This is a genomic window from Pseudomonas sp. GW822-FHT06B12, assembly GCF_058799675.1.
This window is the reverse complement of record NZ_JBXALR010000001.1, coordinates 772,889-796,814: the sequence shown is the minus strand read 5'-3', so window position 1 is coordinate 796,814 and position 23,926 is coordinate 772,889. Positions and strand designations below refer to the sequence as shown.

General features: G+C 59.9%; 18 protein-coding genes. 9 read left to right on the top strand and 9 right to left on the bottom strand.

All coding sequences use genetic code 11. From position 1 onward, the window contains the following. Positions 1 to 30: 30 nt before the first annotated feature. Together AC1RKH_RS03680 and AC1RKH_RS03675 are read right to left on the bottom strand one after the other, a co-directional pair. Entirely contained in the window at positions 31 to 825 is a 795-nt protein-coding gene (locus AC1RKH_RS03680) for a class II aldolase/adducin family protein (RefSeq protein WP_493061150.1), read from the bottom strand. Between the two features lie 74 nt (positions 826 to 899). Then, positions 900 to 1,949: an ABC transporter substrate-binding protein gene (locus AC1RKH_RS03675; RefSeq protein ID WP_493061149.1), complete on the bottom strand. Its 1,050-nt coding sequence runs from the start codon at positions 1,947 to 1,949 to the stop codon at positions 900 to 902. A gap of 217 nt (positions 1,950 to 2,166) precedes the next feature. Here AC1RKH_RS03675 and AC1RKH_RS03670 point away from each other — a divergent pair, with 217 nt between their 5' ends. Together AC1RKH_RS03670 and AC1RKH_RS03665 are read left to right on the top strand one after the other, a co-directional pair. Next, on the top strand, positions 2,167 to 4,128 hold the full coding sequence (locus tag AC1RKH_RS03670) for an oxidoreductase (RefSeq protein WP_493061148.1): 1,962 nt from the start codon (positions 2,167 to 2,169) through the stop codon (positions 4,126 to 4,128). 154 nt (positions 4,129 to 4,282) lie between these two features. Then, a complete protein-coding gene (locus AC1RKH_RS03665; protein WP_493061147.1) occupies positions 4,283 to 4,876 on the top strand; it encodes a cupin domain-containing protein in 594 nt (197 codons plus the stop codon). Here the strand turns inward: AC1RKH_RS03665 and AC1RKH_RS03660 are convergent. Next, positions 4,873 to 5,805 carry a helix-turn-helix domain-containing protein gene (locus AC1RKH_RS03660; protein ID WP_493061146.1) on the bottom strand — a complete coding sequence of 311 codons (933 nt, stop codon included), beginning with the start codon at positions 5,803 to 5,805 and terminating at the stop codon, positions 4,873 to 4,875. The two genes, AC1RKH_RS03665 and AC1RKH_RS03660, sit on opposite strands and share 4 nt — an antisense overlap. A 173-nt stretch (positions 5,806 to 5,978) precedes the next feature. On the opposite strand from AC1RKH_RS03660, the gene AC1RKH_RS03655 reads away from it, so the two are divergent. The 5 genes from AC1RKH_RS03655 (at position 5,979) to AC1RKH_RS03635 (ending at position 11,362) form a co-directional block, all read left to right on the top strand. Then, positions 5,979 to 7,337 (top strand): glutamine synthetase family protein, encoded by a 1,359-nt coding sequence (locus tag AC1RKH_RS03655; RefSeq protein ID WP_123424586.1) that lies wholly within the window; start codon positions 5,979 to 5,981, stop codon positions 7,335 to 7,337. Between the two features lie 184 nt (positions 7,338 to 7,521). Continuing rightward, positions 7,522 to 8,610, top strand: coding sequence for a polyamine ABC transporter substrate-binding protein (locus tag AC1RKH_RS03650; protein WP_493061145.1), 1,089 nt, complete (start codon positions 7,522 to 7,524; stop codon positions 8,608 to 8,610). After that, entirely contained in the window at positions 8,607 to 9,920 is a 1,314-nt protein-coding gene (locus tag AC1RKH_RS03645) for an NAD(P)/FAD-dependent oxidoreductase (RefSeq protein ID WP_493061144.1), read from the top strand. Before AC1RKH_RS03650 ends, AC1RKH_RS03645 begins: the two co-directional genes overlap by 4 nt. A gap of 36 nt (positions 9,921 to 9,956) precedes the next feature. After that, positions 9,957 to 10,454 carry a GNAT family N-acetyltransferase gene (locus AC1RKH_RS03640; protein ID WP_493061143.1) on the top strand — a complete coding sequence of 166 codons (498 nt, stop codon included), beginning with the start codon at positions 9,957 to 9,959 and terminating at the stop codon, positions 10,452 to 10,454. 110 nt (positions 10,455 to 10,564) lie between these two features. Then, the gene (locus AC1RKH_RS03635; protein ID WP_493061142.1) at positions 10,565 to 11,362 is read left to right on the top strand and encodes a DJ-1/PfpI family protein; all 798 of its coding nucleotides are present in this window, start codon (positions 10,565 to 10,567) and stop codon (positions 11,360 to 11,362) included. Between the two features lie 15 nt (positions 11,363 to 11,377). On the opposite strand, the gene AC1RKH_RS03630 is transcribed toward AC1RKH_RS03635, so the two are convergent. Together AC1RKH_RS03630 and AC1RKH_RS03625 are read right to left on the bottom strand one after the other, a co-directional pair. Continuing rightward, on the bottom strand, positions 11,378 to 13,642 hold the full coding sequence (locus AC1RKH_RS03630; protein ID WP_493061141.1) for an ATP-dependent DNA helicase: 2,265 nt from the start codon (positions 13,640 to 13,642) through the stop codon (positions 11,378 to 11,380). Continuing rightward, positions 13,639 to 15,291 (bottom strand): VRR-NUC domain-containing protein, encoded by a 1,653-nt coding sequence (locus tag AC1RKH_RS03625; RefSeq protein WP_493061140.1) that lies wholly within the window; start codon positions 15,289 to 15,291, stop codon positions 13,639 to 13,641. Before AC1RKH_RS03625 ends, AC1RKH_RS03630 begins: the two co-directional genes overlap by 4 nt. A gap of 420 nt (positions 15,292 to 15,711) precedes the next feature. Between AC1RKH_RS03625 and AC1RKH_RS03620 the strand changes: the two genes are divergently transcribed. Then, positions 15,712 to 15,936 carry a YgdI/YgdR family lipoprotein gene (locus tag AC1RKH_RS03620; RefSeq protein ID WP_123424579.1) on the top strand — a complete coding sequence of 75 codons (225 nt, stop codon included), beginning with the start codon at positions 15,712 to 15,714 and terminating at the stop codon, positions 15,934 to 15,936. 9 nt (positions 15,937 to 15,945) lie between these two features. Here AC1RKH_RS03620 and AC1RKH_RS03615 read toward each other — a convergent pair whose 3' ends face one another. Continuing rightward, positions 15,946 to 16,332 (bottom strand): hypothetical protein, encoded by a 387-nt coding sequence (locus AC1RKH_RS03615; RefSeq protein ID WP_493061139.1) that lies wholly within the window; start codon positions 16,330 to 16,332, stop codon positions 15,946 to 15,948. 307 nt (positions 16,333 to 16,639) lie between these two features. On the opposite strand from AC1RKH_RS03615, the gene AC1RKH_RS03610 reads away from it, so the two are divergent. Next, entirely contained in the window at positions 16,640 to 17,062 is a 423-nt protein-coding gene (locus AC1RKH_RS03610; RefSeq protein ID WP_493061381.1) for a hypothetical protein, read from the top strand. A 49-nt stretch (positions 17,063 to 17,111) separates the two neighbouring features. On the opposite strand, the gene AC1RKH_RS03605 is transcribed toward AC1RKH_RS03610, so the two are convergent. The 3 genes from AC1RKH_RS03605 to AC1RKH_RS03595 all read right to left on the bottom strand — a co-directional run bounded on the left by AC1RKH_RS03605 (position 17,112) and on the right by AC1RKH_RS03595 (position 23,901). Next, on the bottom strand, positions 17,112 to 18,965 hold the full coding sequence (locus AC1RKH_RS03605) for a polyurethane esterase (protein WP_493061138.1): 1,854 nt from the start codon (positions 18,963 to 18,965) through the stop codon (positions 17,112 to 17,114). 102 nt (positions 18,966 to 19,067) lie between these two features. After that, positions 19,068 to 20,762 (bottom strand): polyurethane esterase, encoded by a 1,695-nt coding sequence (locus tag AC1RKH_RS03600; RefSeq protein ID WP_493061137.1) that lies wholly within the window; start codon positions 20,760 to 20,762, stop codon positions 19,068 to 19,070. Positions 20,763 to 20,805: 43 nt separating this feature from the next. Then, the gene (locus tag AC1RKH_RS03595; RefSeq protein ID WP_493061136.1) at positions 20,806 to 23,901 is read right to left on the bottom strand and encodes an autotransporter domain-containing protein; all 3,096 of its coding nucleotides are present in this window, start codon (positions 23,899 to 23,901) and stop codon (positions 20,806 to 20,808) included. Positions 23,902 to 23,926 lie beyond the last annotated feature (25 nt).

Sequence of the window (23,926 nt, the reverse complement as noted above, 5' to 3'; positions counted from 1 at the left end):
GGCCAGCCCATTCAACACAGGGCACTCAGATCAATCGCGATAACCCGGCGCTACCCGCTCAAGCAATCGCAACAGCGCAGGCCACACCAGTTGCATGCCATCCGGATCGCTCAACTCGCCCTCGTCCAGCGGTCGACTGTGGTCGTTGAACTGGCGCTCGGTGTATTCGCAAACGTCGGCCGGCGGAAGTACCAGCTCACCACAGGCTTGCGCGGCCAGTTGGATTTCGCAGGCCTTTTCCAGGTAATACATACGCAAGAAGGCCTGACTCACGGTTTCACCGACGGTCAGCAAACCATGATTGCGCAACATCAATACCGGCTTGTCGCCAAGGTCGTGCACCAGGCGCTGCTGCTCACTCAGGTCCAGCGCCACGCCTTCATAGTCGTGGTAAGCAACCCGACCATAAAACTCCATGGAAATCTGGTTCACCGGCAACAACCCACACTTCAACGCCGCCACCGCACAGCCGGATCTGGTGTGGGTGTGCAGCACGCAGTGCGCGTCTTCCCGGGCACCGTGAATCGCGCTGTGAATCACGAAACCCGCCGGATTGACCGGGTACGGCGATGGCTCCACGGCCCGGCCATCCAGGCCGATCTTCACTAGATTGGAGGCCGTGATCTCATCGAACATCAGCCCGTAAGGGTTGATCAGAAAGTGATGTTCAGGCCCCGGCAGGCGCACTGAAATGTGGGTAAAGATCAGATCGGTCATGCGAAAGTGCGCGATCAATCGATAACACGCCGCCAGTTCCTCACGCAGGCGCTGCTCGGTGGCGTTGCGTTGAGGCGTGGCGCCAAGGTGGGTTGCGATCTCGTTCATTGTTCTGGTTCTCCAGGCTGATCGGCTGCGCAGACGGTAAAGCTGGACGCTTTCACACGTCCAGCCCGTTGCAATTACTTGCTGGCCCAGGCGTTGAAACGCTCTTCAAGTTCCTCGCCGTGATCGACCCAAAACGCCACGTTCATCGACAGCGCGCCCTTGAGGTTTTGCGGCGCAGTCGGCACCCATTGCGCCAGTTTGCTGTCCAGCCGGGCGGCGGCTTGGGTGTTGGTCGGGCCATAAGGGATCTGCTCGACATACTTGACCTGCGCATCCGGCTGGTTGGCAAAAGCGATAAAGCGCTTGGCCTGATCGACATGCTTGGAACCCTTGATGATTGCCCAGTAGTCCATGCCGTACAGGCTGCCCGGCCAGACCAGCCCGAAATGACTGCCGCTCTGCGCAGCGGCGGCCACACGCCCACTGTAGGTCGAAGTCATCACCACATCGCCAGCGGTCAGCCATTGCGCCGGTTGCGCGCCGGCTTCCCACCACTGGATATGCGGTTTGAGTTCGGTGAGTTTGGCGAATGCCCGATCCACGCCCTGCGGGGTGCTCAGTACCGAATACACGTCCTCGACCTTCACCCCATCCGCCAGCAAGGCGAACTCCAGGTTGTACACCGCACGTTTGCGCAGCCCGCGTTTGCCGGGGAATTTCTGCACATCCCAGAAGTCGGCCCACGAGGTCGGGGCCTGCGCAAACTTCTGGGTGTCGTAGGCGATCGCCACGCTCCACACCAGCGCGGCGGAACCGCATTCCTGCGCGGCATCCGGGATCAACTGCTCGGCGTGTCCCAGACTCTTCCAGTCCAGGCGTTCGTACATGCCTTCGTCGCAGCCGCGCATCAGGTCCGGGCCTTCGATCTGCACCACGTCCCAATCGACGTTACCGGTGTCGACCATCACTTTGATCCGGGCCATCTCGCCGTTATATTCACTCTGGATCAGCTTGCTCCGATCCGCCGCGCTGAAGGGTTGGAAGAACGCCACATCCTGGGCTTTTTGTCCGGCTCCGCCGTAACCTACCACCACCATCTCCGGTGCTGCCTGTGCGCTGCCGAGGCCCATGGCCAGGGTCAGCAACAAGGGATAAAAACCGTGCTTGAGCGTATTCGATTTCATCAGTGGTTCCTCGTGCAGGTATCACGTGAGCAAACGCCGACGTGACCCTTTTTTATTGTGGTGAGGTTCGCCCCAGGAGTGGGCGCCAAAATAAGCTACTGCAAGCGCCAGTAAAAAAACAAGTTGATTTTTTACTGGCGGTAAATTTCTATAGGGCAATAATAACAACGCCGAAACCCCGGCCTTTCGGCTTCAGCCCGCCTGGAGTACCCGCACCATGCCGACCTCGACCCCAGCTTTTACGCATCTGTTCGAACCGTTGCAGATTCGTGGCAAACGCCTGAAAAACCGCATCATGTCCAGCGGTCATGACACCTCGATGCCCACCGATAACCTGGTCAACGAGCAACTGATCGCCTACCACAAGGCGCGCGCCGAAGGCGGTGTCGGGCTGATCGTGTTGCAAGTGGCCGGCGTGCATGACAGCGCGCGCTACACCTCGCATGTGCTGATGGCCACCGACGACGCTTGCATCGAGGGCTACCGAAAGCTCGCGCAAAGCTGTCACGCCCACGGCACCGTGGTGCTCTCGCAGATCTTCCATCCGGGTCGCGAGATCATGGAGTCCAGCGATGGCCTGCTGGCGGTCGCCTACTCGCCTTCGGCAGTGCCCAACGAGCGTTTCCGGGTGATGCCGCGAGCCCTCGATCAGGCGATGATCGACGAAATCGTCTGCGGTTATGGCGCCGCCGCAAGGCGCCTGTATCAGGCTGGGCTGGACGGTGTCGAAGTGGTCGCCAGCCATGGTTACCTGCCGGCGCAATTCATCAATCCACGGGTTAATCGCCGCACCGACGAGTACAACGGTGATCTGGAACAGCGCCTGCGCTTTTTGCGCGAAGTGATCGCCGCCGTGCGCGCCAACACCGATGAACACTTCATCATCGGTTTGCGCATTTCCGCCGATGAGCGCGACCCCGAAGGGCTCACCGAAGACGAGTCGCTGGAGGCCGTCAAGTCGCTGCAAGCGCAGCTGGATTACGTGCACATCGTCGCCGGCACCTCGGCGTCGTTGGGCGGCGCGGTGCATATCGTGCCGCCGATGGCGATCGAAGCGGCTTACCTGGCCAAGGAAGCCGGGACGTTCAAGGCCAGCCTGAACATTCCGCTGTTCGTCACTGGCCGCATCAACCAGCCGCAGGAAGCCGAACTGATTCTGGCGCGTGGCCAGGCCGATGTCTGCGGCATGACCCGCGCGCTGATTTGCGACCCGCAAATGCCCAACAAGACCGACGCCGGCCGCGCCGAAGATGTGCGGGCCTGCATCGCCTGCAATCAGGCGTGCATCGGGCACTTCCACAAGGGTTTGCCGATCTCCTGCATCCAGCACCCGGAAACCGGTCGCGAGCTGCTGTTCGGCAAACGGCAACCGACCACCCGGCGCAAACGCATCATGATTGCCGGCGGTGGTCCGGCCGGGATGAAAGCCGCTGCGGTGGCCGCGCAGCGCGGACATGAGGTGACCCTTTACGAGGCCAGCGCGCAACTCGGCGGCCAAGTGCTGCTGGCGCAACTGCTGCCACGACGCAGCGAGTTCGGCGGTGCCAGCACCAACCTCCAGCGCGAGATGGAACTGGCCGGGGTGCGCGTGGTGCGCAATACCCGTGTCGACCGGGCGTTGGTGGAGCGCGAACGGCCGGACATGGTGATCGTCGCCACGGGAGCCGAGCCCTACTGGCCGCCGTTCGAACGCGGTGGTGAGTTGCAGGTGGTGGATGCCTGGCAGGTGCTGCGCGATGAGGTGCAGATCGGCCGTTCGGTGGTGGTGGTCGACTGGCGCTGTGACTGGATCGGCCCCGGTATCGCCGAGCGTCTGGTGCGCGCCGGTCATCAAGTGCAACTGGCGGTCAATGGCACCCATTGCGGGGAAAACCTGCCGCTGTACGTGCGCGACCAACTGGCCGGAGAACTGCATAAGCTCGGCATCCCGATCACGCCTTATGCGCGGTTTTATGGCTGCGATGACAACACCGTTTACCTGCAACACACCGCCAGCGGTGAACCGATGCTGTTCGAAAACATCGACACGCTGGTGCTCTGCCAGGGCCATCAACCGGTGGACACCCTGGGTTTCGAGCTGCAAGGCCTGGTGGAGTTTCGGCGTATCGGCGACTGCCTGGCACCGCGTACCGCCGAAGAAGCGATTTACGAAGGCTTGAAAGTCGCCTGGGAACTGTGAGGCTGTTTATACTCCGGGTCCGTATAACCTGTGGGAGCGAGCTTGCTCGCGATAGAGGCGGGTCAGCCAACATTGATGTTGAATGTGCTGCCGCTATCGCGAGCAAGCTCGCTCCCACAGGGATTTCGCTCATCAGCCCGGTTCGGAACTCACCATGAGCAACAGCACGACACAGCCCGCAACCGGCAGCGCCGAGCCGCATTTTCTCGGCACACGAATTCGCGGCCTGCGCAAACGTCGGGGCATGACCCTGGCTGAACTGGCGCAATTGAGTGAGCTGACAGCAGGCTACATCAGCCAGCTCGAACGCAACCTCGCCTACCCGTCGATCCCCGCGCTGTTCAACATCGCCCGCAGCCTGGGCGTGACGATTCAGTGGTTCTTCGCCAGTGAAGCCAACACCGCGCCCGAAGACCACGGTTACGTGGTGCGCAAGAACAGCCGCATGAGCGTGCATTACGAAGACGGTATCGTCGACCAGCTACTGACGCCACAACCCAACCGTCAGCTGGAAATGCTCCATTCACGCTTCCCGCCTGGCACCTACAGCCAGCACAGCTACAGCCACGAAGGCGAAGAAGCCGGCTATCTGCTGTCGGGGAGTTTCGAGTTGTGGGTCGCAGAGCGTTATTTCCAGCTCAACGAAGGCGACAGCTTCAGCTTTTCCAGCCAGGAACCCCACCGTTATGGCAACCCCGGCGATGTGGATGCGGTGGTGTTATGGGTGATTACCCCACCAACATTCTAACGAGGCACGCGCCCATTCGGCGGACTGGCGCAAGCGCGCTTGAGCGTGTCACTCGGTAATTCCTTGAACAGCGCCCGGTAGTTGCTGGAAAACCGGCCGAGGTGCCAGAACGACCAGTTCATCGCCACTTCGGCCACCGTGGTGTCGGTGGCCGTTCGGCTGAGCAATTCGCGGCGGGCGCTGTTGAGCCTGCGCAAGCGCAGCCATTGCGTCGGCGCCATGCCGGTGTAGGTTTTGAACGCGTGTTGCAGCTGACGCAGCGAGACTTCGGCGACCTGGGAAAGCTCCAGCAAATTGAGGTTCTCTTCCGGAGTGTCGGCAGCCCATTCACCCACCCGTTTCATGATCGCCCGCTCCCCTGTCCGCCGCAGCAACGCGCCTCGGTCCAGACAGACACAGGCGTTGTCGAGAATGAACAGGCAGTCGTCCAGAAGCTGCTGGGTCAGCGCTTCCTTGCTCGGTGGATCAAAGGTCTGTGACAGCCGCGTCAAGGTGCCGCTCAGCCAGCGGCTGAACAACGCGTTCTGCTGCGAATTGAGCGGCGCCATGAACAAGCCTTCCAGCCGCTCGATGCTCAGTCCGTGGCGCTGAACGAACTCCGGGCCGAACACCACGGCCACTTCCTGGTAGTTCTCCGGGGTGATCCAGATGTTGCGGCTTTCGCCGTTCAACACATAAAGCGCGTTGTCGCTGCGATCGAAACAGAACGCCAGTGAACCCGGAGGAGCGCTGAAATTCTGCTCGACACGGGTGTTCATGCACTCCTCGTAAATCTCCACGCCTTGCAGGTCGAGATAACGCACTTGCCCTGCGAAATGCCCGGGCGACATCTGCTGATAGTGCTGCACCCACCCAGGGGTCGCGCGGATCTGTTCGGCGACATCAGCGGTGTTGAAAGCCTGCACGTGCAAGGGGTTTGACTCTGTCATGGAATGACCTGTGCGCACTTTTTTGGTGCGTTCTGGTTCTGCTTAAAGTGGATAGATGGATCGAAACGCCTCGCCCAAGATAGTCGTCAACGCGCTACAGGGGAAGTCTCTTGCCGCTTGTACGGAATGCAGAGATCAACTCTGGCGCTGATAAAACCAACAACGAGGTCTTTATGAATGCCCCTTTCGATCAGCTGTCCACATGGCTGAAAGATCACAAGATTACCGAAGTCGAGTGTGTTGTCAGCGATCTGACCGGCATCGCCCGCGGCAAAATTGCGCCCACCAACAAGTTCCTGCATGAGCGAGGCATGCGCCTGCCGGAAAGTGTGCTGTTGCAAACGGTAACCGGGGACTTTGTCGACGACGACATTTACTACGACCTGCTCGACCCTGCCGACATCGACATGGTTTGCCGACCGGACTCTTCGGCGATTTACGTGGTGCCTTGGGCCATCGAGCCGACCGCCATCGTGATTCACGACACCTTCGACAAGCTCGGCAATCCGATCGAACTGTCGCCGCGCAACGTCTTGAAGAAAGTCCTCAAGCTCTATGCCGACAAGGGCTGGCAGCCGATCGTGGCGCCGGAAATGGAGTTCTACCTGACCCAGCGCTGCGAAGATCCGGACTTGCCGCTCAAGGCACCGCTGGGCCGTTCGGGCCGTGCCGAAAGCGGTCGCCAGTCGTTTTCCATCGATGCGGCCAACGAATTTGATCCGCTGTTCGAAGACGTCTACGACTGGTGCGAACTGCAAGGTCTGGACCTCGACACGCTGATCCACGAAGACGGCCCGGCACAGATGGAAATCAACTTCCGTCACGGCGATGCGCTGGATCTGGCCGACCAGATCACCGTGTTCAAGCGCACCCTGCGCGAAGCGGCGCTCAAGCACAACGTCACCGCGACCTTCATGGCCAAGCCGATCGGCGACGAACCCGGCAGCGCCATGCACCTGCACCAGAGCGTGGTCGACATCGCCACTGGCAAGCCGATCTTCGCCACAGACGACGGCCAGATGAGCGAGCTGTTCCTGCACCACATCGGCGGTCTGCAAAAGTACATTCCGAAACTGCTGCCGATGTTCGCACCCAACGTCAACTCGTTCCGCCGCTTCCTGCCGGACACCTCGGCACCGGTCAACGTCGAATGGGGCGAAGAAAACCGCACCGTCGGCCTGCGCGTACCGACCTCCAGTCCCGAGGCCATGCGCGTGGAAAACCGCCTGCCGGGCGCCGATGCCAACCCGTACCTGGCCATCGCCGCCAGCCTGTTGTGCGGTTACCTGGGCATGATCGAGCGCATCGAACCGAGTGCGCCAGTGCAGGGCCGCGCCTATGAGCGACGCAACCTGCGTCTGCCGATCACCATCGAGGATGCGTTGGCGCACATGGAAAACTGCCCGACCATCGAACGTTATCTGGGGACCAAGTTCGTCCGCGGCTACGTCGCGGTCAAACGTGCCGAACACGAAAACTTCAAGCGGGTGATCAGTTCCTGGGAGCGCGAGTTCCTGTTGCTGAGCGTTTGATCTCTATCAATTGAAACACTACCCCTGTGGGAGCGAGCTTGCTCGCGATGGCGGTAGTTCAGTCAGCATTGATGTTGAATGTAATGCCGCTATCGCGAGCAAGCTCGCTCCCACATGTATTGCACTTGACTGAAAAGCTCCGACCAAACACACATCGAAAACAATCATTCAAAGGGGTGTCGAAATGCGTCTATTGAAATCAGTCGTTCCCGCAGCGCTCGCGCTGTTCTGCAGCCTCGGCGCACAAGCGCAGCCGAGCGTCAGTGTGTACAACTGGACCGACTATATCGGTACGACCACCCTCGCCGACTTCCAGGCGAAAACCGGTATCAAGGTCATCTACGACGTATTCGACTCCAACGAAACCCTGGAAGGCAAACTGCTCGCCGGGCGTACCGGGTATGACGTGGTGGTGCCTTCCAACCATTTCCTGGCGCGTCAGGTCAAAGCCGGGGCGTTCCTCAAACTGGACCGCTCGCAGCTACCGAACTGGAAAAACCTCGACCCGAAATTGCTGACGTTGCTGGAGAAGAACGACCCGGGTAACGAGCATTCGGTACCGTATCTGTGGGGCACTAACGGCATCGGCTACAACGTCGACAAGATCAAACAAGTACTGGGCGTTGATCACATCGACTCCTGGGCCGTGCTGTTCGAACCGGAAAACCTGAAAAAGCTCACCCAATGCGGCGTGTCGATGATGGACTCGGCGGATGAAGTGTTCCCGGCGGTGCTGAACTACATGGGCATGGACCCACGCAGTTCGAATGTCGAAGACTACAAAAAAGCCGAAGCCAAGCTGCTGACGCTGCGCCCTTACATCACCTACTTCCACTCTTCCAAGTACGTGTCGGATCTGGCCAACGGCGACATCTGCATCGCCTTCGGTTACTCGGGGGACGTGTTCCAGGCGGCGAATCGTGCCAAGGAAGCGAAGAACGGCGTGAACATCGCCTATGCGATTCCCAAGGAAGGCAGCAACCTCTGGTTCGACTTGCTGGCCGTGCCCGCAGACGCTGGCAACGCCAGGCAAGCCCACGAATTCATCAACTACCTGCTGGAGCCGGAGGTGATCGCCAAAGTCAGCGCCACCGTCGGTTACGCCAACCCCAACCCTGCGGCCAAGCAGTTCATGGACGCGGAGCTGGTGAACAATCCAGAGGTTTATCCCTCCCAGGCGGTGCTGGACAAGCTGTATATCTCGACCACACCGACAGCGGAAATCATGCGTGTGATGACCCGTTCCTGGAGCAAAGTGAAGTCCAACAAATGAATCAGGCAACAGCAATGAACCCGTTGGCGGAGCACGCCCGCTCCTATTACAACGCCTCCGCCAACACGATGGTGCAACACCCGACGCTGACGTCGGATCTTGAGGCCGACGTCTGCGTGATTGGCGGCGGTTTTACCGGCGTGAACACCGCCATTGAACTGGCCCAGCGCGGGCTCTCGGTGATCCTGCTGGAGGCGCGACGGATCGGCTGGGGCGCCAGTGGCCGTAACGGCGGGCAGTTGATCCGCGGCATTGGCCATGACGTTTCGGGCTTTGCCCGTTACGTCGGTCAGGAAGGTGTGCGCTATCTGGAGCGCGCGGGCATCGAATCGGTCGAGGTCGTGGGCAATCGCATCCGCGAGCACGGCATCGACTGCGACCTGCGTTGGGGCTTCTGCGAACTGGCCAACACTCCCGCGCAATTCGCTGCGTTTCAGCTGGAGCAGGAAGCGCTGAACGCCCAGGGTTATGCCCACGAAACCCGCCTCGTCAGACCCGAGGACATGCGGCAAGTGGTGAACTCCGGTGTTTACGCGGGCGGACTGGTGGACATGGGCTCCGGCCATCTGCACCCACTCAATCTGGTACTCGGCGAGGCACGAGTGGCCGAGTCACTGGGGGTGCGGATCTTCGAGCAAAGCCCGGTGCTGGAGATCATTCATGGCAGCACCGTGCAGGTTCGTTGCGCGAGCGGCACGGTGCGCGCCGGGAGTCTGGTGCTGGCCTGCAACGCACATCTGGAGGAGCTTGAGCCAAAACTCAGCGGCAAGGTGCTGCCGGCGGGCAGCTACATCATCGCCACCGAGCCGTTATCGGCGCAGGCTGCCGCCGAGTTGATCCCGCAGAATCTGGCGCTGTGCGACCAGAAAGTCGGACTCGACTACTACCGGCTTTCGGCTGATCGGCGCCTGCTGTTCGGTGGCGCCTGCCACTATTCGGGGCGCGATCCAGCGGATATCACTGCCTATATGCGCCCGCACATGCTCAAGGTGTTCCCGCAACTGGCCAACGTGCGCATCGACTATCAGTGGGGCGGCCGGATTGGCATTTCTGCCAACCGTTTTCCTCAGGTCGGGCGTTTGCCAGAGCACCCGAATGTGTTTTACGCCCAGGGTTATTCGGGGCATGGCCTTAACGTCACGCACTGGACTGCGCGCTTGCTGGGCGAGGCGATTCACGCCGGGCACAGTCAAGGCATGGACGTTTTCAGCGCGGTGCCGCACATGACCTTTCCAGGTGGGCGTGCATTGCGTACACCGCTCCTGGCACTGGGTATGTTGTGGCATCGTTTGCGTGAGGTGCTAGGTTAATGGCCATAGCCATCGAATCGACTGGAGCTTCGGGCAATGGCCACGATCGAACTGCACCGCGCACAACGGGACGAACTGGACTGCATCGAAAACCTGATGCAGTTCTATATGTACGACTTCAGCGAGTGGCTGCCGCTGAAGTTTGGCGCGCACGGTTTCTTCACCATCCAGCCGATGCTCGACTACTGGAGAAAGCCTGCGACGCAGCCGTTTCTGATCAAGGTTGACGGCGACATCGCCGGGTTTGTGACGGTTGACGATGCGGTTCGTTTTGACGACGTGCAGTACAACATCGGTTACTTTTTCGTCAGTCGCCGCTATCGAGGTCGCGGCGTCGGGAAATGTGCAGTGTCTGCCCTGCTCAAGCAGCTTCCCGGTCAGTGGCAGATTTTTCATATCGACGCCAATCATCCGGCCCAGGCATTCTGGGCCACAGTCATCCCGCAGCTGACCCAGGGTGAGTTCACTTGCCATAAGCTGTCTGTCGACGGCTACCCGTGCACGCTGTTCAAGTTTCGGTTCATGCCGGCTTAAGCCCTCTTCATGCATCGAATGATGCTGGCAATGGCTGGCGTACTCCTGACACTGCGTCCAGACTCTGGTCAATAGCCGATCCCCCGCGCTGACGTCTCGAGGCCCTGTGCATGCTGCTTTTCCTGTTACCTCAGGCTGACTACGACCCCACTGAAAGCAGCGTGCCCTGGCAGGCGTTACACGACGCCGGGATCGAGCTGCGCTTTGCCACGCCGCAAGGCTTACCGGCGTATGCCGACGCGCGACTGGTGGACATCGGTTTCGGTCCGTTGAATTCGCTGCTGATGACCCGCAAAGAAGATCTTCAGCATTACGCGGCCATGACCATCGACGAAAATTTCAGGTCGCCCATGGCCTATGCTGACGTGGATCCCGAGCAGTTCGAGGGGCTGGTAATCCCCGGTGGGCATGCCAAGGGTATGCGCAGTTTGCTGGAATCCGAAGACGCCCGGCGGATTGTCCGGCACTTCTTTGAGGCACAGAAACCGGTCGCGGCGGTCTGCCATGGCGTATTGCTGCTGGCCCGCACGCTGGATGCCGACAACGTGTTTTCGGTGCTGCACGGTCGCAAGGTGACCGCATTGCTGGCCAACACCATGGAGCTGCCGGCCTGGTGGGTCACCGCGCCCTGGCTCGGCCGTTACTACCGCACGTACCCACAAACAGTGCAGGCCGAAGTCACCGCGGCATTGGCCAGCCCCCATGACTTCTTGCCTGGACCGCTGTTCCCGCAACGCGATTCGACAGATAAACCGCAACACGGGTTTATCGTGCGCGACGGCAACCTGCTGACCGCACGCTGGCCGGGCGATTGCCATCGATTTGCGGCAGAACTGGTCAGCATGCTGCGCCAGGTACGCGGGGTTCAGACTCAGCGCCGGGCCGACTGGACAGTCGGCATGCATTGATGGCTGCGGGACGCCTCACAGACGTCCGCTGACCGACCACCAACGCGGCAGCAGCTGTTGAACCTTGCTTTCGCCAAAGCGGTCATCGATCAGCATTACTACACCTTGATCCTGTTGGGTACGGATCACCCGTCCAGCGGCTTGCACCACCTTCTGCACACCGGGAAACAGGTAGGTGTAGTCGTAACCGGCACCGAAAATTGCGGCCATGCGCTGCTTCAGTTGCTCGTTGACCGGGTTCAGTTGCGCCAATCCCAATGTTGCGATGAAGGCGCCGATCAGCCGTGAACCCGGCAAGTCGATGCCTTCACCAAACGCCCCGCCCAATACCGCAAAGCCGATACCCTGGCTAGCTGGCGTGAACTGTTCAAGAAACTCCTGACGCCGGGCTTCGTCCATGCCACGTGACTGCGACCACTGGTTGATCTGCGGCCAGGTCTCGGCAAACAACTGCGCCACCTGTTGCAGATAATCAAAGCTGCTGAAAAACGCCAGGTAGTTGCCGGGGCGCTCTGTGAACTGTCGGGCCATCAGCTCGACAATCGGCTCGAGCGAAGCCTGCCGGTGCACGAACCGGGTGGAGATCCGGCTGACGATGTGCACCTTGAGCTGCTCGGCACTGAACGGCGACTCGACGTCGATCCACACCGTGGTCGCCGGCAACCCGAGCAGGTCGGCGTAATAGCGCTGCGGGCTCAAGGTCGCGGAAAACATCACGGTGCTGCGTGCCGCCGTCAGACGCGGGCGGATAAAGCCGGCCGGGACAACGTTGCGCAGACACAACTGCGAAAGGCTGCGCGTGTTGTTGAGATCGCGCTTGCTGATGTCGAACAGGAAATGCTCATCGAACAGCTCGGCGACCCGGCTGAATTGCAGCGCATCGAAATAGAAGCTTTGCAACGCAGCGTCCAGCCCTTGCGGGTGATCGTTGAGGTAATCGCCGATGGCCGCCGTGCAGAGCGACAGCGCCTGCAACAATTTGTCCGGCGCCTTGGCGTAGGCCTGATAAGGGCTGAGCTGTGTTTTGTGCAGCGCGTTCCATTCACGGTTGACCCGCTGCAAACCCTTCTTCAGAACTTCGGGAGCGCTTTTGCGCAACGCAGTCAGCGTGAATTGATCGAGGCTGGCGCTGTACATCTGCCGGCCGCGCTCCACCAGGTTGTGGGCCTCATCCACCAGCACCGCAACCTTCCACTGGTTGGCCTGGGCCAAACCGAACAACAACGCACTGAAGTCGAAATAGTAGTTGTAGTCGGCAACCACCACGTCAGCCCAGCGGGCCATTTCCTGGCTGAGGTAATACGGACAGACCTGATGTTCCAAGGCAACCTGGCGCAGGGCTGCCTGATTAAGCAGTGTCACCCGGCTCGCGGCCTCGCGTGCCGCCGGCAAGCGGTCGTAAAAGCCTTTCGCCAACGGACAGGATTCACCGTGACAGGCTTTGTCCAGGTGCTCACAGGCTTTGTCGCGAGCAATCATCTCAAGCACTCGCAACGGCAAGCCAGCGGCGCTGTCGACGATGACCTGGGTCGCATCCAGCGCCAATTTGCGCCCGGGAGTCTTGGCCGTGAGGAAGAACACTTTGTCCAGTTGCTGCGGCGCCAACGCCTTGAGCATCGGAAACAGCGTGCCCACCGTCTTGCCAATGCCGGTCGGTGCCTGAGCCATCAGACAGCGACCGGTGCTGACCGCTTTGAACACCGATTCGGCGAGGTTGCGTTGCCCCGGCCGAAAGTCCGGGTACGGGAAGCGCAACACCTGCGCGGCCTGATTACGCGCTTCACGATGCGCCATTTCCTGTTCGGCCCACTGCAGAAACAGCCCGCACTGCAGCGTGAAGAAGTGCTCCAGCTGAACCGCGCTCCAGGTTTCGAGCAGACTGGTTTCCTTTTCGCTGACGATATCGAAATACACCAGCGCCAGATTGATCTCGGCCAATTGCAGCTTCTGGCACATCAACCAGCCGTAGATTTTCGCTTGAGCCCAATGCAACTGGCGGTGATTGGCCGGCATCCGCTCCAGCTCGCCACGGTAGGTTTTGATTTCCTCAAGACGGTTCTGGCCAGGGTCATAACCGTCCGCCCTGCCCCTGACCGTCAACTGCCGGTACTCGCCTTCGAGAGCGACTTCGTTTTGATACGTCTCGCTGCGCCGCGAGGCTACAGTGCGGTGGCCCACGATGCCTTCCAGGGCAGTCGGCGACGGGGTGAAGCGCAGGTCGAGATCACCGGCCTTGGCGGTGAACTCACACATCGCACGCACCGCAACGCTGTAGCTCACGCCTCGAGCTCCGCCCATTGCACATAACAGACGGCGACAGGCATCTGATGCTCGTGGCAGAACTCCAGCCAGCGCAGTTGGTTGTCTTGCAGGCGATCACCCGGGCCTTTGACTTCGATCATCCGGTAGGTCTTGTGTTGCGGCCAGAACTGGATCAGGTCCGGCATTCCGGCGCGATTGGCCTTGATGTCCAGTAACAGGCGGTTGAACCAGTGCTTGAGGTGTTCGGCCGGCAGACAGTCCAGCGCCTGCTCAAGCAGCTCCTCGGTCAGCACGCCCCAAAACACAAAGGGCGACTGCACACCTGATTTGGCGCGAAAACGCTGGCGGATGGTCTCGGCATAACGCCCATCGTCCAGCTCTGCCAGGCACGCCTGGAACAACTCGGCACGCCGGGAATGAAAGTCCTCGTTGAGCAGGTCCACCGGCCCGCGCTGGAACGGGTGAAAAAACGCCCCCGGCAACGGTGCGAAAATCGCCGGCCAGCAGAGTAATCCGAACAACGAGTTGATCAGGCTGTTCTCGACGTAATGCACCGGTGCCGTGGGCTCATCGAGATGAGCCTGAACGTGGAACTCGACCGACAGCGCCGGGTCGACTCGCGACAGGCTCAGGTCCAGACGTTCAACTTCGCGCGGCTTGATCCGTGGCGCCGGCGGCCCGCCGAGTTTGCGCCGCAACCTGGGCAACACCCGCAACAGTTGTTGTTGCTCGGCGGCGCTCTCCGGCGCTTGTTCAGCGTCGGTCGCCAACTCCAGGGCCAATTGAAACTCAGCGCAACGCTCAAGCACCCGGATCAAGCGCAACCTGGCGCCGGGATACGCACATTCGCGGTAGATCGCCAGCGCTGCCGGGAAATCGGTGATGCGCTCGCAGTGTTGCCCGATCTGATACAGCAGCTTGGCGCGCCGCCGCTCAAGCCAGGGGTTGGCGGTTTGCAGTGCCTGGATCTGTTCGACGACCTGTGCCAGCGCTTCCCCAGCTTCAAAACGCAGCTGGCAATCGTGCAGATAGAGAAATGCGCTCACGTCGTCACGACTGCGCAAGCCTCGGGACTCGGCGCAAAACTCGACTTTCTCGTAGGTATAGATGCCAAGATCCGCCAGTACGAACTCCGACCAGTCCTGATACAGGTTGCCGAAGAACATCAGCCGCAGGCGATCGCACAGGTCCATGATGGTCAGGCTCAACAGCCGGTCATCCAGCGTTGGGCACCACTTCTTAAAAGTCTGCGGCTGGGTGAATTGCTCGCTCAATGCGGCCAGCCAGTCAGACTTTTTCGCTTTCGGTTGTTCGATGGCCGTGCTGAAACACTGAAGGATTTCCGGTTTGAGCAGCACCTCGAACAGTTGCTCAATCGACAGTGGCACCTGTTCGTCGACCCAGCCAAGGTTCAGCAAAGGTTCTGCCGCACGGGCGATTTCGCCAATTTCGGCATAGTGCAACTTGTCGAGGCGAAAATGCAGGCCCTTGCGCATGACCATTCTGACCAGCAGTGCCTGGGAGGCGCACGGTAACCGACCAAAATCGACGATAAATTGCTGCTCCTCCACGCTGAGCACATCGACATAGCGTTGCTCAAGCCAGGCGAGCACTTGCTGGAAGTTGTTCAGGTAATAGAAGGGATCATCGAGCGGATTGACTGTCACAGATTGAAAGCGCCATGGCGAGCAGGTACTGGTTATGCGTACAGATATCAGCTGTGCCCCGGTGTTGGCAAACGGAAAAAGATGAGTGGCGCGTTTTGCGTAATGCCTGCCAGTTAGGGAAATACATTCTGTAAAACGAAGCAAGTCTAGTGTGGGAGCGAGCTTGCTCGCGATGACGGTTTTACATTCGATATCAATGTTTACTGTTACACCGCTATCGCGAGCAAGCTCGCTCCCACATTCGATCTTTGCTGTTTCGAACCTTGTGTCCACTTAACTGACTGGCATTAACCGGTTTGGTGGCTTTTTCAGCCTTGAACCGAACTTTACCGAAATGAGTGACACCAAGGACGGTCAGTATCGAAATAACGCACCCGTGCGCCAAAACGATCTAGAGAATTCTGAAAGAGAGGTTTGTCTATGAATATCCGCATTCTGAGCTTGCCCCTGGCCATCGTGGGCTTGCTGGCATTAGGTGGTTGCGCGTCACCAACAGTCGTGACGTTGCAAAACGGCACCCAGTATTTGACCACGGACATGCCTAAAACCAAGGGCACAGGCGGCTTCGTTGAGTTCGAGGACATTTCCGGCGCCAAAATCAAGGTCAAGGCGGACGACGTCGCCACCATCCGCAAAGGAAAATGATCGAAAGCTTTAAGGCGTTAGCAGTGTAGGGTCTTGCCCCGGAATACTGTTATCGCAGGAAATAACCTGCCCACCGCGCCGCAGCATTTGCCCCCTGATAGTTTGGCAACGCTCGTAATCCCGAGCATTCGCGTTATCGATGCTGATGTTGCCGGTCACTGGCGGCTGTTTGCCGTCACCCAGGCTGAGTTTCACCCAGGGTTGTTCCGGCTGAATCTGAAAACGGCTTTTCTCGGGGTCAGGCTCAGTCTGTTCGGCCTGTGTGGGCATTGGCAGTTGATCGGCGGTCACACCGTATCGGTTCAAAATCGAGCCATGAGGCAACTCCTCAGCCATCGCGCTCGCCGATAAAATCATCAGCGCTGCTGCGACTGCCTGCCTCTTGCTGTTACTCACTGTGTTCAATCTCCTGTTTTCAGTTCTCCGCGCCTGGCGCCTGTGTTGCGCGCAGCAGTAGTGCCACCTGGAAACGTATGGCGTGGCCGATGGTTTAATGCCATTGCAGAAAAAAACACCGAAGCACACGCAGAAAACGCTCTTTTACGCCTGGCTCGCTGGAACATTGTGGCTATTCTCTCAGCATCGACAGGCTTTTCCTAAGTCCGGCGAAGTGCTTTTGTCAGGTATTGGAGCCTTCCGTGTAGCGACAGGTCACCTTTTTCGATCACAAGGAATTATCAGTGTGCAGACCCTACAACGCCCTTTGAGCGATAAGGACTTCGCGCTTGCCCTGCCTGGCTTCAAAGTACTGGCGCTGGCCCTTGCGGTATTCGGGCTCAGTGCGTGCAGTAGTATCCATTCGCACACCACCGAATACGCCGGTGTCCAGCACACAGCCGCCACGTCCCCGAACTCGGTGCAGATATTGCGTAGCGCGCCCACACGACCGTACACGCGGTTGGGTGAAGTGATTCTGCACTCAAGCGAGCAGCCGGCTCCGCCCGTCAACGAGTTCGAGCAGAAACTGCGTGAAGAAACGGCAAAAATCGGCGGCGATGCGGTGGTGGTGATCTACGACATGGTCCTGCCAATATCGGCTTACGTCAGCGCTCCGCTTCCGCTGAATCGGGATGTCCACACCGAGCAGAGACGCAAGCTCAAAGGCATCGTGATTCACTATGAATAAACGCTGAAAAGCCCGGCGCGAATCGACGTTCGCACCGGGCTTTTTAACGTCAGGCGATAACCACGCCTGAACTGGCCAGGTGATCGAGCCCAACCCCGACCAGTGTCACCGAGTCGTTGCCGAAGCTCAGCACGGTATCGGCGCCAACCGCTTTGGCGTGGTCGCGTACGTCGTAGTTTTGCCCGACACCTTCGACGCCGAGGAAGACCAGCTTGTCGCTGCTCTGGTAGCCCACAATCCGATCGTTGCCGAAGTCGCCGCTGAACAGGAAGGTGTTTTTTCCCCCTCCCGACTCCATCAGGTCATTACCGGCACCGCCGACAAACACGTCATTGCCCTTGCCGCCGATCAGATGATCATTGCCATCCAGGCCAAACAACCAATCGCCAGCCGCATGCGCCGTGAGGACATTGTCTCCCGCGTTGCCCTTCACCGATGACGCGTACTGGGTCAGGTTATTGCCGACCTGCAAGCCTTTGTCGGTGACGCTATGGGTCACGTCATCCTTGAGCAAGCCCCAGAGGAACCCCGGTTCTTTGCTGATGATGCTGCCGATGTCGCGGGTAATGCTGATCCCGCCGTTGGCATCGCGCACATACAGGGTGCCAGCGCCGTCGTTGGCGAAATCGAAGTTTTTCACCGACTGCTGCAGGTCCAGTGTGTTGCTGCCCTTACCGCCCAGCAGGATGTTGTAACCACCGGAATCCCTGAACGTGTCGTTGCCGTCGCCGCCCTCCAGGTAGTCATTGCCTTTGCCCCCCTGGATCAGGTCGTCACCGTTACTGCCTATGATAAAGGTGCTGCCCTTGTGAGTTTCGGCGTTGCGGTTGAGGTCCTGAACCCAGGTGTTAGCGCGCGCAGGATCCGACAGGTTGGCGACGATGATGGTCGAGTCCTTGCTGGTCAGGTCGTAGAACTTCGACTCCAGTACCCGGGTCATGCCATCGCCGTAACCGGTGGGCAGATGGGAAATCCAGGTCGGAACGTTGAGGATCGAAAACGGCAGCATGTTCCAGGCCGCCGAGGCGTAATGGTCGTTGAAGCTGACGATGTTGTTGGTTGCCGAGTCCTGATGGGCATCGTGTACGCCGACCGATGCCAGGTTGAACGTTGAACCGTCCAGCGCACGAAATACCGGATCGTTTTCGTAGCCGATGTTCAGCACTTTGTCAGTGCTGCTCTGGGTTGGTGACGCGTAGGCGACGTAGTTGGAATCCTTGTAGAAGCCGTTCCAGTGATCGCCGCTCAGGTCCGCCAGGCTATTGACCGCCAGCCCGCCGAGGCTGTGGCCGCTGACCAGCACGTCCTTGCCGCTCAGGCCATTGGCCGCAGCAAACTCAGCAACATTCTTGAGCAGTGAACCAAAGGCTTCACCGACGTAGTTCTTGGCGTAATCCTTGGGACCCAACGCCGCCATCAGGTCGTTGATTACATCACCGATGGAGTCCGAAATCTGTATTTCACGGGGACCACTGGTGCCACGAAAGGCGATGCCGATTTCCGTGAGATGCCCTTGAGCGTCGTACTTGCCGAGGATCTCGACTTGAGCCGTGGTGTAACCGGCTTTCTCGCCAAAGAAGGTTCCCCGTACATCGACCTTGCCGTCATAGCCTAACTGGCTGGCGGTGATCGGTGTCCAGCCAGCTTTCTGCACTGCATCCAGCGCGGCTTTTTCCGAATCGGGGTTCCAGGGAACGCCGGGAATCACCCCTTGCGAGTCTGTGCCGCCGATCAGCGCGGTGACCAGCGTCGCCGGTAACCCGAGGCCGAAACCATTGTGCTGATAGCCCGTGGCAAAGCCATTATCGAGGTTGTGATAGGAATACAGCGTGATCGCCAGCGCATCGGAAAACAGCGCTTTTGATTCGGCCGAGTTGTGGTTTTTGTAGTCATAAACACCCATGGTATTGCCTCTCTTTTGTTGAAGTTGTTAGAGATAGCTCACGCAGCTGGAACGCCCCGCAGCGCAGGGCGTTCTATTTAGTGCAATGCCTTGTGCTGCGGTTTAAACAAATACGATCTCCGCACCAGACAGGTTGTTCAGGCCGACACCCACCAGCGTCACCGCGTAGTCGCCGACCTTGAGCAGCGTGTCGTTACCCGATTGCGAAACATGCTGGCTGTAGTCATAGCCCTGCCCCGCGCCTTGAACGCCCATGAACACCAGTTTGTCGCTGCCCTGGTAGCCATTGATGGCGTCAAAGCCGAACGCGCCGCTGAACAGGAAAGTGTTGTGGCCACCGGCGGCATACATAACGTCATTGCCCTCGCCGCCCACGAACGTCACCTGGCTTTTGTCGCTGCGCAGCACGTCGTTGCCGGACAATCCGAACAGCCAGTCACCGTCGGCGGTCGCCACCAGTGAATTGCCGTAGGCATCGCCGTTGAGCGAGTGGTTGTAGTGAGTCAGCTCGGTGCCGGCCAGCAGGCCTTTGGCGGTGACGTTGTAGGTAACGTCCTTGTTCAGCAGACCCCACATGGCCCCCGACTCCTTGCTCACCAGCGCGCCGATGTCGCGGGTCATGCTGATGCCGCCGTAGCTGTCGCGCACATACAGCGTGCCGTCACCATCGTTGGCAAAGGTGAAGTTCTTCAGCGGCTGTTGCAGGTCGAAAACGTTCTGCCCTTTGCCACCGAGCAGGATGTTGTAGCCACCTGCGTCCCTGAAGGTGTCATTGCCGTCGCGGCCTTCGAGGAAGTCATTGCCCGTGCCACCGCGCAACAGATCGTTGCTGTCGGTGCCGATGATGAAGGTACTGCCGGTGTGCGTTTCACCGCTGCGGCCCAGGTCTTCGATCCAGGTGCTGGCCCGCAACGACTCCGACAAGGTCGAGACGAGGATCGTCGAGTCCTTGCTGGTGAGGTCGTAGAAGCTCGAGCCAATGACCCGGTTCAGGCCGTCGGCATAACCGAGGGAGCTGTGCGCCGCCCAGTGCTGCGGGTTGGCAATGCTGAACGGGGTCATCTGGGTGGAGACGTAGTGGTCGTTGACGTTGACGATATTGTTGGTCGCCGACTCCTGGGGCTTGTCGTGCTTGTACAGCGATGAACTGCTGAAGGTGGTGCCATCGAGCACACGAAACACCGGGTCGTTTTCATAACCGATGTTCAACACATGGGTGCCCGCCGAGCTTTGGGTTGGCGAAGCGAAGGTCACGTAGTTGGCCTCCTTGAAGTAACCGCCCCAATGGTCGGCACTCAAGTCGGCCACGCTGTTGGCGCCCAGACCGCCCAGACTGTGGCCAGTGATCAGCACATCCTTGGCGCTCAGACCCTTGGCGCTGGCGAACGCCGCGACATCCTTGAGCAAGGTGTCGAAGGCGCTTTTGGCATAGTTCTTCGCATAATCCGTCGGGCCGACAGCGGCCAGCAGATTGTTCTTCATGTCGCCGTAGGTGTCGCTGTAACCAAGGCCTCCAGTGCCACGAAAGGAAATGCCGAGGGAGATCAGCTTGCCCGCGGCGTCGTACTTGGCCAGCACTTCGGCTTCGGCACTGGTAAAGCCGTCCTGCTCGCCAAAGAACGTGCCCTGGGCACCGACCTTGCCCTGATAGCCCAATTGTCCGGCGGTGACCGGCGTCCAGCCGGAAGCCAATGGCTTGCCGGTCGGCGTGTAGGCGTACAGCGTCAATGCAATCGCATCGCTGTACAACGCCTTGCTGGCGTCGCTGCCGAACTTCCTGTAATCAAAAACACCCATTTTCTTGCCTCTTCATTGCTGGTACGTGTTGCGGTTTTTCAAATCAGAACTGCCAGTCGAGGGTCAGCCCGACGCCATGGGTCTTGTCCCTCGAGCCCAGCAGTCCGTTGTAATCCAGGTTCAGGGTGATATCGCGCGCTAGCGCCAGGCCTGCGCGAACGCCGACCACGGCCGCGTTGCGGTCCATGGAAACGCTTTGCACGGCAAACGGCGTAGCGCCGGATGCAAACGCGAGGTTTTCCTCGGAGTGGGTATTGCTCAGGTTGTGCTGCCAGCCCAGGGTCCCGGACAGGTCGAGTTGCTGATGCTCGGTGAGCGCCAGGCGTTTGTTCGCTCGCAGGCCCAGCGTGGAAAGCACTGCATCGCGGTTGTCGTCGCCGCCCTTGAGTGCCGCCGCACCGCCCTTCTCGGTAAAGCTGTCGCTGCCGAGGTGCACGTAGGCCAGATTGGCGAATGGCTCCAGCGCTAACGGTTGCAGGTCCAGGCGATAGGCCGCCTCAGTGAACACTTGTGTGGTGTGCGCATCGCGCTTGGATTTCTGCTTGGTGCTGATGTCGCCGAACTGCACATCGCGTTGAGTGTCGATGCGATGCCAGCTGTACGCACCGCCGACGCTCAGACGCAGCGCGTCCATTTCATGCCCGGCGTACAGACCCAGGTGATAGCTGTCGACCGAGGCAGAAGAATGGGTGCCATCGCCCATGTTCAACGAGCTGTTGCTGTAGCCAGTGACGAAACCCAGTCGAGTGTGCTCGGCAATCAAACCGTCGCCCCCGGCCAGCACACCGCTGATGGAGCTGGTGTAGTTGGCGTTGTCGTGGCCGCTGTCGGTCTTGCCCCACGCCCCCAGCACTTTGACCCAGGCGTTGTTCTCGTTGCTGTTGGGCGTCGCGGCGTCATAGAGGCCGCCATCGCGCAGACGCTCACCGACGGCATCACGCAGATAGCGCGAATCGTTGACCAGCAAGGTGCCAACCGCCGGATGAATTTCCCCGGACAGTTGCTGGAAAGCTTGCTGCGCGGCCGCCGCGCTCGGTGACAGCAGCAGGCTTTCATACACCGGATCGCCCGCGCCCAACTGCTCGGCGGCGACGGCCACAGAGCGCTGATTCGGGGTTTGCCCGACGCTGGCAAAGGAGTTGCCGTTACGCACGATCGCCAATTGCACGCCGGTCGCCGAGTAATCGAGACTGCCACCGATAAACGCGTAGTTTGGCAACACCGCGGCAAACTGGCCCTGAATACCGCCAGCCGCTTGCAGGATGTTGTACTGATGACCGATCAGGCTCTTCACGTCGCTGGGACTCAACAGCGTCGGACTGTTTTCCCGCGAAAGGCTCACGGTCGCGCCCTGGATCGTGGCTGTGCCGCCGGCAACGATGCTGTCGCTGCTGGTGGGCGACAGCTCGACGGCATAGGTCGAACCGGGCTCGAAGGTCACATCGCCGGCCACGTGCAAGGTGCCGATCGAGTTGCCCGGTGCGACGGTGCCGCCGCTTTTCGCGGTCAATGCGCCGACCCGCCCGGAACCACCGAGGATGCCGCTGTCATTGACCGTGACCGCTGACAGCAACGAACCGTTAACCGCCAACCGCCCCTGATTCACCAGGGTTGGCCCGGCATATGTGTTGCTGCCGGTCATCACCAGCGTACCGATACCCTGCTTGGTCAAACCACCGTGACCGGATATATCGTTGCGCCAGACATCGAGCCCGCAACTGATGTCATTACAGATTCGCTGCGTCGGCTTGCCAGCATCGATGACCGCGCCAATACCTGGCAGGTCGGCGACAAACTGGCCTGAGCCATAGGCCCCGGCCACGCGGAATTCCTGCGGAATGTCGGCGTCGGCGACGAACATGCCCGGACCATCGATACCCTTGCGCAGGTTGATCATGCCCCAGCCGTACAACGAATCGATGCCCGGAGCGCCGAGGTCGGTGGCGGTGGTTTTCAGTACTGTGGCGACCTGCGCGCCGGTCATGTACGGGAAGCGTTCCATCAACACTGCCGTGGCGCCGGCCACGTGTGGCGCGGCCATCGAGGTGCCGTTCTTGTTGGCATAGCCCATGGTCAGGTTGTCGACGCTGGTGCCGCCGATCACTGCGCTGTAGATCTTGGTACCCGGTGCCGACACGCAAAAGCCTGCGGTATAACCGCAACGCGACGAGAAGGTGCTGATGATGTAGGGATTGGGACTATTGGTGTCCGGGTTCATTTGCAGAGCCGCGACGGTGACCCAGTTCGCGGCAATGTCCGGCACGAAGTAACCCAGGCCGGCAATCGCGTCCGGGTTGTTGAGGTTGTAGTCGTTACCAGCGGCGAAGATCGTCACGATGCCGCTACGGGCCGCGTCGATGGCGCCTCGGTAAGCACCGCCCTGTTTGGTGTTGAGTAGCGGCTGGATCTGATCGAACTGAGCCTGGCCGTCCTGCACGGTGAAATGCGCGAACGCCGGGTCCTTGCCCCCCTTTTTGAAGCGGTCGGTGATGCCGATGCCCCAGCTGTTGTTGATGATCCGTGCACCGCTTTCTCGCAGAGCGTCCCAGCCGGCTTTGTAGACCGCGCCGTCGTTGCCGAGAATGATCCCGTCTTCAGGGCCCGGGTCGCCGTTGTCGGCGCTGATGATTTGCGCATTGAAGGCCACGCCGTGCATCGGGCTGCCATCGCGGCTGCCGGCGGCAATCCCGCCGACGTGGGTGCCGTGAGAGCCCAGCTTGCCGTCGGAACCCACCGACGGTGTGCCGTCATACCGAAAGGCATCTCCGGCTTTGACCGGAATGTAGGGGTCGGTGTATTCGCGGATACCGCTGGTGACCAGGGTCAGCACTTTATTCGCCCCGGAGAACTCCGGGTGTTGGGCGTAGACCGGCTGATCGAAGATCCCCAGTTTGACGCCTTTGCCGGTGTAGCCGGCCGCGTAGGCATCCTGAGCGTTGATCGCGCCCAGGCCCCATTCGGCGTTGAACTCGCTGCTGCGCCAGCTGTTCGGATCGCCAAGCATGCCGCTTTCCACATAGGGTGCGGCCTGAGCGACACCGGTCGCCGCCAGATACGCGATAAAGGCCCCATTGAGGGCTTTTGCCTTGCGGCTGATGCCGATTTGCACAGGCGTGTTGTTGCGAGACTTGCCTTCCATCCAGCTACCTTCCTTAGTTGTCGTG

Coding starts and splice junctions, on each gene's coding strand:
- AC1RKH_RS03680 (WP_493061150.1), bottom strand. CDS start 825: ATGAACGAGATCGCAACCCACCTTGGCGCCACGCCTCAACGCAACGCC.
- AC1RKH_RS03675 (WP_493061149.1), bottom strand. CDS start 1,949: ATGAAATCGAATACGCTCAAGCACGGTTTTTATCCCTTGTTGCTGACC.
- AC1RKH_RS03670 (WP_493061148.1), top strand. CDS start 2,167: ATGCCGACCTCGACCCCAGCTTTTACGCATCTGTTCGAACCGTTGCAG.
- AC1RKH_RS03665 (WP_493061147.1), top strand. CDS start 4,283: ATGAGCAACAGCACGACACAGCCCGCAACCGGCAGCGCCGAGCCGCAT.
- AC1RKH_RS03660 (WP_493061146.1), bottom strand. CDS start 5,805: ATGACAGAGTCAAACCCCTTGCACGTGCAGGCTTTCAACACCGCTGAT.
- AC1RKH_RS03655 (WP_123424586.1), top strand. CDS start 5,979: ATGAATGCCCCTTTCGATCAGCTGTCCACATGGCTGAAAGATCACAAG.
- AC1RKH_RS03650 (WP_493061145.1), top strand. CDS start 7,522: ATGCGTCTATTGAAATCAGTCGTTCCCGCAGCGCTCGCGCTGTTCTGC.
- AC1RKH_RS03645 (WP_493061144.1), top strand. CDS start 8,607: ATGAATCAGGCAACAGCAATGAACCCGTTGGCGGAGCACGCCCGCTCC.
- AC1RKH_RS03640 (WP_493061143.1), top strand. CDS start 9,957: ATGGCCACGATCGAACTGCACCGCGCACAACGGGACGAACTGGACTGC.
- AC1RKH_RS03635 (WP_493061142.1), top strand. CDS start 10,565: ATGCTGCTTTTCCTGTTACCTCAGGCTGACTACGACCCCACTGAAAGC.
- AC1RKH_RS03620 (WP_123424579.1), top strand. CDS start 15,712: ATGAATATCCGCATTCTGAGCTTGCCCCTGGCCATCGTGGGCTTGCTG.
- AC1RKH_RS03605 (WP_493061138.1), bottom strand. CDS start 18,965: ATGGGTGTTTATGACTACAAAAACCACAACTCGGCCGAATCAAAAGCG.
- AC1RKH_RS03600 (WP_493061137.1), bottom strand. CDS start 20,762: ATGGGTGTTTTTGATTACAGGAAGTTCGGCAGCGACGCCAGCAAGGCG.
- AC1RKH_RS03595 (WP_493061136.1), bottom strand. CDS start 23,901: ATGGAAGGCAAGTCTCGCAACAACACGCCTGTGCAAATCGGCATCAGC.